At 76.5% G+C, this 8,311-nt stretch carries 8 protein-coding genes; 6 read left to right on the top strand and 2 right to left on the bottom strand.

The window, feature by feature from the left end; translation table 11 throughout:
* Positions 1 to 254 precede the first annotated feature (254 nt).
* The 4 genes from C1A33_RS15305 to C1A33_RS15290 are packed head-to-tail and all read left to right on the top strand — an operon-like array spanning position 255 to position 4,686.
* Positions 255 to 1,973, top strand: a complete 1,719-nt coding sequence (locus C1A33_RS15305) for an MFS transporter (RefSeq protein WP_243407580.1) — start codon at positions 255 to 257, stop codon at positions 1,971 to 1,973.
* Between the two features lie 9 nt (positions 1,974 to 1,982).
* Positions 1,983 to 2,606 carry a TetR/AcrR family transcriptional regulator gene (locus C1A33_RS15300; RefSeq protein ID WP_101832172.1) on the top strand — a complete coding sequence of 208 codons (624 nt, stop codon included), beginning with the start codon at positions 1,983 to 1,985 and terminating at the stop codon, positions 2,604 to 2,606.
* The gene (locus C1A33_RS15295) at positions 2,606 to 4,117 is read left to right on the top strand and encodes an amidohydrolase family protein (RefSeq protein WP_101832171.1); all 1,512 of its coding nucleotides are present in this window, start codon (positions 2,606 to 2,608) and stop codon (positions 4,115 to 4,117) included. The genes C1A33_RS15300 and C1A33_RS15295 overlap by 1 nt, the downstream gene beginning before the upstream one ends.
* Before the next feature lie 53 nt (positions 4,118 to 4,170).
* Complete coding sequence (locus tag C1A33_RS15290) at positions 4,171 to 4,686, top strand: acyl-CoA thioesterase (protein WP_101832170.1); 516 nt, start codon at positions 4,171 to 4,173, stop codon at positions 4,684 to 4,686.
* A 35-nt stretch (positions 4,687 to 4,721) separates the two neighbouring features.
* Here C1A33_RS15290 and C1A33_RS15285 read toward each other — a convergent pair whose 3' ends face one another.
* Together C1A33_RS15285 and C1A33_RS15280 are read right to left on the bottom strand one after the other, a co-directional pair.
* Positions 4,722 to 5,192, bottom strand: coding sequence for a DUF2752 domain-containing protein (locus C1A33_RS15285; protein ID WP_243407579.1), 471 nt, complete (start codon positions 5,190 to 5,192; stop codon positions 4,722 to 4,724).
* Positions 5,185 to 5,658, bottom strand: a complete 474-nt coding sequence (locus C1A33_RS15280) for a TM2 domain-containing protein (protein ID WP_101832173.1) — start codon at positions 5,656 to 5,658, stop codon at positions 5,185 to 5,187. The genes C1A33_RS15285 and C1A33_RS15280 overlap by 8 nt, the downstream gene beginning before the upstream one ends.
* 726 nt (positions 5,659 to 6,384) lie before the next feature.
* Between C1A33_RS15280 and C1A33_RS15275 the strand changes: the two genes are divergently transcribed.
* Positions 6,385 to 6,897, top strand: a complete 513-nt coding sequence (locus C1A33_RS15275; protein WP_101832169.1) for a hypothetical protein — start codon at positions 6,385 to 6,387, stop codon at positions 6,895 to 6,897.
* A gap of 164 nt (positions 6,898 to 7,061) precedes the next feature.
* A partial coding sequence (locus C1A33_RS15270) for a bifunctional aminoglycoside phosphotransferase/ATP-binding protein (RefSeq protein WP_101832168.1) occupies positions 7,062 to 8,311 on the top strand: 1,250 nt, incomplete at its 3' end.

Below are 8,311 nucleotides of genomic sequence, written 5' to 3'. Positions count from 1 at the left end.
TTCGTCGGCTTCTCCTTCTACGCCAACTCGCTGTCCACCGCCCAGCTCGTCCAGGGGAGTGCCACCGGCGCGCACCGCTGTCCGGGGGTCCCGGGGAGCCCGGGGGCGCGGTCCTGACCTGCGCGGACGTGTACCACGTCGGGTGATTCGCGCCACGACGATGTTGACCTTTGATGGTGAACGTGCGTTCACTGTTCGGTGGGCGTCGCGCCGGTCGGGCCGCCGGCGGCGTCGCCGATCATCCGAGGAGTGACGTGGACCGACCTGCCCCCACCGCCAGCACCACCCCCGCCGCCGGCCGGGTCAGCGCCGCGAACCCCGGGCGCTCCCGGCGCCTGGCCGCCGTGCTGGGCGCGGGCGGCACGCTGGTCGCCATCTCGCAGATGTGCATCGTGCCGCTGCTGCCGGACCTGCCGCGCCTGACCGGGGCCTCCGCCGCGGACGTCAGCTGGCTCGTCACCGTCACCCTGCTCGTCGGCGCGGTCGTGACGCCGCTGTTCGGCCGGGCGGGCGACATCTTCGGCAAGCGGCGGATGCTGCTCGTCGCCCTCGGCATGCTCACCGCCGGCTCGGCGCTGTGCGCGTCGACGTCGTCGATCTGGCTGCTGGTCCTCGGCCGCGGCCTGCAGGGCGCGTGCCTCGCCATCGTCCCGCTGTCGATCAGCATCCTGCGCGACGAGCTGCCCCCCGAGCGGGTCGGCTCGGCGGTGGCCATGATGAGCGCGACCGTCGGCACCGGCGCGGCCCTCGGCGTGCCCTTCGCCGCCCTGATCGTCCAGGTCGCCGACTGGCACGTGCTCTTCTGGGTCACCGGCGTCCTCGCCCTGACCGACCTGGTCCTCGCCTGGCTGATCGTGCGCGACTCGCCGGTGCGCGCCCCCGCCCGCTTCGACCTGCCCGGCGCCGTCGGCCTCGCCGCGGGCCTGCTGTGCCTGCTGCTGGCGCTGTCGAAGGGCGCCGACTGGGGCTTCGTCTCCCCGCGCTTCCTCGGCCTGCTGCTCGCCGCCGCGGTGATCCTCGCCGGCTGGGCCCGCTGGCAGCTGCGCGCCACCGACCCGCTGGTCGACCTGCGCGTGGCCCGGCGCCCCGCGGTGCTCGCGCCCAACATCGCGGCCCTGTTCGTCGGCTTCTCCTTCTACGCCAACTCGCTGTCCACCGCCCAGCTCGTCCAGGTGCCCAGACAGACCGGCTACGGCCTGGGCCTGTCGGTGTTCGCCAGCGGCCTGTGTCTGCTGCCCGGCGGCGTCGCGATGGTGGCGCTGTCCCCGGCCGCCGCGCGGATCACCGCCACCCGCGGGCCGCGCGCGACACTGCTGCTCGGCACGTCCGCGCTCGCCGGCGGCTACGTGCTGCGGATGGCCTTCAGCGACACCCTGACGATGATCGTCGTCGGGGCGGCGGTCGTCGCCGCCGGCACGGCGCTGGCCTACTCGGCGATGCCGATGCTGACCATGCGGGCCGTGCCACGCACCCAGACCGCCGCGGCCAACGGTCTCAACGTGCTGCTGCGCACGGTGGGCCAGGCGATGTGCAGCGCGGTCGTCGCCGCGGTGCTCGGCCACCTGACCGTGTCCACCTCGACGGGGGCGTCGCCGACCATGGCCGCCTTCCGCATCGTGTTCGCCACCGCCGCCGTCGTCGCCGTTCTCGCCGTCGTCGCCAGCCTGCTGGTGCCCACCCGCGCCGCCGCCACGGACACCGGCCGCGCCGACGCGTCCACCCGCGCCGACGGCAGCGCCCTCGTCGACCTGGTCGACGGCAGCGGCGCGGTCGACGTCGCCGGCCTGCCGGCGCCGCGCGGAGCCGGCCGGTCCGCCGACGGCGACGCCACGGTCGTGGTGCGCCGCCGGCCACCCGCACGGCCCGTCGGCGGCGCCCTGCGCACGGCCGTCGGTGGCGGGCCGGCGACCGCGGGTAACGTGCACCCCGGGGGTGTTCCGCTGGGGGACGCCGGCCACCTGCGGACGGGCTGAGGAGCGGACATGACCAGCGCCGCGAGCGCGACCCTGAGCCCCACCGTGTGCGCGCCGCCCGGTTCCGCCGCGGGCCGTGGCCGCGGGCGGGGCGACGCCGAGGTCAGCCGGGAGGCGATCCTCACCGCCGCCCGCCGCGCGTTCGCCCGCCAGCCCTACGAGGCCGTCACGCTCAAGGCGATCGCCGCCGACGCCGGGGTGAGCGCCCCGCTGGTGCTGAAGTACTTCGGCAGCAAGGAACGCCTGTTCGCCCGCGCCGCCCGCTACGGCGAGGAGACCGACGAGCTGTTCGACGCCCCCCTGCCCGAACTCGGCGCCCACCTGCTGCGCGTCCTGCTCGACGCACACGCCCACGGCCGCGACCCGCTCATCCGCGTCGCCTTCGCCCTGCAGCACGGTGACCTGGCGGACCTGCTGCGCGGCAACTTCCGCGAGCAGGTCGTCGCCCGGCTGCGCGCCCGCCTCGACGGCCCCGACGCCGCGCTGCGCGCCGAGCTGGTCCTGGCCTACCTGCTCGGCCTCGGCGTGCAGCGCCACGTCGTGCGGGCCGCCGCGATCAGCGTCGCGGAACGGGAGCGGATCGTGCGCCTGTGCGCCCCCGCGCTGCAAGGCCTGCTCGACGGCACCGGCTGATGGCCGGCGCCGGCGGCGCGCTGCTGCTGCGCCGGGCGCGGTTGACCCCGCTGGGCGGCGGCGAACCCGCCGGTGTGCCGGGGGCCGGTACGGACTCGCCCGGGCGGATCGTCGACCTGCGGGTCGACGGTGGGCTCGTCGTCGCTGTCAGCGCCGGACCGCTGCGCCCCCGGGCGGGGGAGACGGTCGTCGACGCCGACGGCGGCGCGCTGCTGCCGGGCCTGCATGACCATCACGTCCACCTGCTGTCCGCGGCGGCCGCCGCGTCGTCGGTGCCCGCCGGGCCGCCGCGGGTCAGCGACGCCGCGGGGCTGCGCGCCGCGCTGCGCGCCGCCCCCGGGGCGGGCGCGCACGGCTGGGTGCGGGCTGTCGGCTACCACCCGAGCGTCGCCGGCGACCTCGACCGCCACGGCCTCGACGTGCTCGTGGCCGACCGGCCGGTGCGGCTGCAGCACCGCGGCGGCGCGCTGTGGGTGCTCAACTCCGCCGCGCTGCGCCTGGCCGGCGTCGAGGCCTGCCCGCTGCCCGGCGTCGAACGCGACGCCGCCGGCCACCCGACCGGCCGGCTGTGGCGGATGGACGACTGGCTGCGCCGCGCCGCGGCGATCCCCCGGGTGCCCGTCGACCTCGCGGCGCTCGGCCGGGCCGCCGCCGCCCGCGGCGTCACCGGGTTCACCGACGCGACCCCGGGCCGGTCCGACGCCGAACGCCGGCTGCTCGTCGAGGCGTCGCGCACCGGCGCGCTGCCCCAGCGCCTGACCCTCATGCGCCCCGAACCCGCGGCGCACGGGCCGCCAGCGACGGATCGCGGCGGCATCCCGGCGGGGGAGCGGGTGCGCGACGGCGCGGTGAAACTGATCCTCGACGACGACCGGCTGCCCGACCTCGACACCCTGACCGCCCGGATCGCCGCGGCCCACCACGGCGGCGCGCCGGTGGCGGTGCACTGCGTGACCCGGGTCCAGCTGATCCTCACCCTCACCGCGCTGGCACTCGCCGGGCACCGCCGCGGCGACCGGATCGAGCACGCCGCCGTCGTCCCGCCCGAGCTGCGTGACATGCTGCGCGCCGGCGGGCTGACGGTGGTCACCCAGCCGAACTTCATCGCCGAACGCGGCGACCGCTACCTCGCCGACATCACCGACGAGGACCCGGCGGCGCTTTACCCGGCGGCGTCGCTGGCCCGCGCCGGCGTCCGGCTCGCGGCCGGCACCGACGCGCCGTTCGGCGACCCCGACCCGTGGCGCGCGATCCGCGCGGCGACCGACCGGCGTACGGCCGGCGGCGTGGTGCTCGGGGGCGGCGAGCGCCTCGCCGCCCCCGCGGCGCTCGCCCTGTTCCTCGGCACGCCGACCGATCCCGCCCGCCCCCGCGCGGTGCGGCCCGGCGCGCCCGCGGACCTGTGCCTGCTGGACCGGCCGCTGGCGGCGGCACTGGCCGACCCGTCGGCCGCCCACGTCCGCCGCACGTTCATCGCCGGCGTGCCCGTCGCCGCCACGCCCGGTGAGTGAGACATTGCTTGCACCCAGGCACGCCGGGGTCGATCCCTCGGCATTGTGGCGGGATGGACCCCAGACGCGATCCGCAGCGGCTCAGCCTCGCCAGCTACCCCCTGAGCCACAGCGTCACCGCCCGGTTCAGCGACCTGGACACCAACCGGCACCTCAACAACGTGGCGCTCGCGTCGTTCTACGAGGACGCCCGCGCCGCCCTGGACTGGCGGATCTTCGACGAGGGCGCACCGACGGGCTTCACCGGCTTCCGGCTCGTCATCGCCCAGGTCTCGATCCACTACCTGGCCGAGGCGCCGTACCCGGGGACGTTCGTGGTCGGCACCGGGGTGGGCCGCGTCGGCCGGTCGTCGTTCACCCACAGCTCGGGACTGTTCCTCGACGGTGTCTGCCTCGGCCTGTGCGACACGGTGATAGTGCATCTCGTCGACACCACGCCGACGGTGATCCCACCGCAGCGGCGGGCCCGCATCGAGGCGCTCGCCTTCCCCGCCCCGGACATCGCCCCGCGGATCCCCGGCCAGCAGGCCGAGCCGACGGCGTCCACACCCGCCTCCCGGCCCCGCTAGCCACCCCGGTCACCCACGGCGGCCGTGGGGGCTGATCAGGCAGGCCAGAAGGGCAGATTGCGCAGCGCCATCCAGGCGAGCGCGGCGGCGCCGAGGCCGTAGGCGACCCGCGGCGGCACCGGCGCGTGGCGCCCTGCGGCCACCGCCCTCGCCTGGCGGGCCAGCAGGCCGCCGAGCAGCGGCGCGCAGGCCAGCACGAACCCGTTGTCGCGCGCGGCGGTGGCCCACCGGGCGTGCAGCAGGCTGTGGGTGGCGCGCAGCGTGCCGCACGCCGGGCAGTCCAGGCCGGTGAGGTGGCGGATGGGGCAGCGCGGCATCGCCACCCCCGGGTCGTGCGGGTCGTGCCCGGCCAGGTAGACGAGCCCGACCACCCCCGCGCCGGCCACGGCGGCGGCGACGACCCGCCGCCGCCGCGCCACCGCCGCCGGCATGTCCGCGCCCCCGCTCCGCGGGGCCCGCTCGCCGCCGGCGGTGGGACCGCCGGCGGTGGGGGACCGGTCAGTCACGCAGCGGCCGGCCGTGCTGGTCGCGGACGTTGCCAGTCAGCATCATGATGCCGTCGATGAGCGCCCAGACCCCCAGGCCGCCGCAGGTGAACAGCTGGGCGAGGGCGATGCCGGTGTTGCCGAGGTACCAACGGCCGGCGCCGACCCCGCCGAGCAGGATCTGCAGCAGGCCGGCGGTGAGCTTCTGCTTGTCCGAGTAGGCCTCGCCGGTGACCGGGTGCCGGCCGAAGGGGGCGGAGGCGTCGTAGGGCGCCGGGCCGCCGTAGCCGCCGGGCGCGCCGTAGCCGGGCGGCGGGCCCTGCGGGTAGCCGCCCGGGGCGCCGTAGCCGGGCTGCCCACCCGGGTAGCCGGGGCCGCCCGCCGGGCCGCCGGGCCAGCCCTGCTGCGGGTAGCCGTGCTGGTCAGCGGGCCCGGCCTGCCCCTGGTAGCCCTGCGGCTGGTCCTGCGGTTGCCATGGCGACGTCATCGTGAGCTCCCAGGAGTAACGGACCCGGCGGATGGCACCGGGCGCCGCGCCGGGCACGGCCCGCGGCGGATCTGCCCTGGTGGCAGGCCGGTGCGGGGCCCTCGGCGCGGAGATCGAGGCGATGCTACCGAGGTGGCGCGCGGCCGCGACCGCCCTTCCCTGACCACTGTCTGTCCGCTACGCGACCGGTGACGCACCGTGCCTGCTCGGACGGGTGCGCGACGGCGCCCGATGACCGACTGGCCTGAGGCCGGCCGGTCGGCCCCGTGGGGCACCAGGGCCCGTTCGTGGTCGCGGTGCTGGTCTCGCGTAGCTGGTCCGTGGTGGTCGTATCGAGTGGCCGCGGGCTGGCGGGTGCCCGCCAGGGTGCCGGCCCCGGCCCCGGGGCATTCCCCACCCCCGCCCGGCGTGTCGTCCTGACCTGGGCTTTTCCCATCATCGCCGGGAACGTCACCGGCCCGCCCGCGGCATCTTTGTCGCTCCGTTTCCGATATCCCGGATGTGCGCGCGCCGAGGACCGCGCCCGGGGCGTTCCAACAATCCACGCCGGCGCGGACAAGGGTCTCGATTTTCGTTACACGATCCCTGGTTGTCTTCTACAGTTCACCGCGGGTCCCGACGCCGCCGGCACGTCCGTGCGCCCTGGTGTGGCGCGCGCTCCGGCGTGTTGGCGCGACCGGACCGGCGGGAGCTGGCCCGAGGGACCGGATGGCGAGGTGACTGGCGATGCGACAGGAGCACGGCGAGGGATCCGGTGGTGGGCGGGCCGGCGCCGAGTTCGATCTGGCCGCGATGGAGATACTCGAGCCGCTGGCCGAGAAGTACGGCCTGTTCCTGGCGGAAAGGACGGGCTGGCACGTCCTGTTCCGCGGTGACCGGCGAATGCTCGACGTCGCGTGCGATCCGTGGACGTGCTGGGCGCTGGGCGCCCGCGTCGGGATGTGGTCGGAGGCCGATTCCGGGCCGCCGCAGGGCGCCGCGGCGGCTACTAACCCGCCGCGTGCGCTGAGCGTCCAGGACATTTTGCACTCGGTTTACGGAATGCGCGAGAATGCCTGGCCGTGGATCGCGGCGACGCCGCAGGAGCTGCGGACGATTCTGCTGACCCTCGCCGGTCTCGTCGACCGCTACTGTGGCCAGCTGCTCCTCGACGACGACGCGTTCGCCCGCGCCGAGCGCCTCATCAGCGACGCGACGGCGGAGCGCGAGGCGTTCCTGCGCCAGTTCGAGGACCGGTGACGATCGAGGATCGCTGACGTTCGGACCTCCCGGGTCGCAAGACCGGCCAGGGAGGTCCGAACGTCCCCCGGGTAGGCAACCTCTGGCGGTCGTGGGCTCGCCCCCGGCCGGCGAGCATGGCCAGTGAGCACTATCGATGCCTGTGTTCGACCCCGGGAGAGGCGATGACCGTCCAGTATGTGCGGGATGCGCTGCCCGGCGCAGGTGCCGGCGGCGGGACCGCCGGCACGCCCACCCCGACCGGCCCCGGGTTCGGCCCCGGCTTCGGCATCGGGTTCGGCGTCGAGGCCGTCGGGCCGCGCCTGGCCGCCCCGCCGCTCGCGGAGCTCGCCGCCGGCGAGACGACCGAGACCCACGGCGCCCTGCTGTACCTGCTCGGCGACCGGGCCTACAAGCGGCGCAAGCCCGTCGACCTGGGGCTGTTCACCGTCACCGACCGCCGCGCCCGGGAGGCGCTGTGCCTGGCCGAGGTGGCGCTCAACCGCCGCCTCGCCCCCGACGTCTACCTCGGCGTCGCCGACCTGCGCGACGACACCGGCGAGATCATCGACCATCTCGTCGTCATGCGCCGGATGCCCGCCAGCCGCCAGCTGTCCACCCTGGTGCGCCGCGGCCACCGGGTCGGCCCGACGCTGCGTGCCGTCGCCCGGGCGCTCGCGGTGTTCCACCAGCGCTGCGAGACGAGCGCGGCGATCGCGGCGGCGGGGGAGCGCGCGGCGCTGGCCGGGCTGTGGCGCGAGCGCCTCGCCGCGCTCGCCCCCTTCCGCGGCAGCCAGCTCGACGCCGCCGTCGTCGACGACATCGGCCGCCTCGCCCTGCGCTACCTGGCCGGCCGCGGTGAGCTGCTCGCCGAGCGCCGCCGCGCGGGCTGGATCCGCGACGGCCACGGCGACCTGCTCGCCGAGGACATCTTCTGCCTCGACGACGGTCCGCGGATCCTCGACTGCGTCGAGTTCGACCCGCGGGGACGCTCCGGCGACGTGCTCGGCGACGTCGCCTCCCTCGCGATGGACCTCGAACGTCTCGGCGCCGCCGAGGAGGCCGCCGACTTCCTGGAGGCGTACCGGGAGTTCAGCGGCGAGGTGCACCCCCGCTCGCTGCAGCACTTCTACGTCGCCTACCGGGCCTTCGACCAGGCGCGCGCGGCCTGCCTGCACGGCCAGGGCGATCCCGACGTCGCCGAGCGGGCCCGGCGGCTGCTCGCCGTCGCCCACCGCCACCTGCGGGCGGGCAGGGTCCGCCTCGTCGTCGTCGGCGGGCTGCCCGGCACCGGCAAGACGACGCTGGCCAGCCGGTTGGCCGAGGTCGGCGACGGCTGGGTGCTGCTGCGCAGCGACATCATCCGCCAGGAACTCGTCGGCCCGGACCTGCCCGACTCCGCCCCGCCCACCCCGGCGCCCGCGCCCCCGTCGAG

It is taken from the genome of Frankia canadensis (genome assembly GCF_900197875.1).
Classification (GTDB): domain Bacteria; phylum Actinomycetota; class Actinomycetes; order Frankiales; family Frankiaceae; genus Frankia; species Frankia canadensis.
Note: the sequence above shows the minus strand (reverse complement) of the source record. Positions and strands in the feature narration are given on the sequence as shown.

Coding starts and splice junctions, on each gene's coding strand:
- C1A33_RS15300 (WP_101832172.1), top strand. CDS start 1,983: ATGACCAGCGCCGCGAGCGCGACCCTGAGCCCCACCGTGTGCGCGCCG.
- C1A33_RS15290 (WP_101832170.1), top strand. CDS start 4,171: ATGGACCCCAGACGCGATCCGCAGCGGCTCAGCCTCGCCAGCTACCCC.
- C1A33_RS15275 (WP_101832169.1), top strand. CDS start 6,385: ATGCGACAGGAGCACGGCGAGGGATCCGGTGGTGGGCGGGCCGGCGCC.
- C1A33_RS15280 (WP_101832173.1), bottom strand. CDS start 5,658: ATGACGTCGCCATGGCAACCGCAGGACCAGCCGCAGGGCTACCAGGGG.
- C1A33_RS15295 (WP_101832171.1), top strand. CDS start 2,606: ATGGCCGGCGCCGGCGGCGCGCTGCTGCTGCGCCGGGCGCGGTTGACC.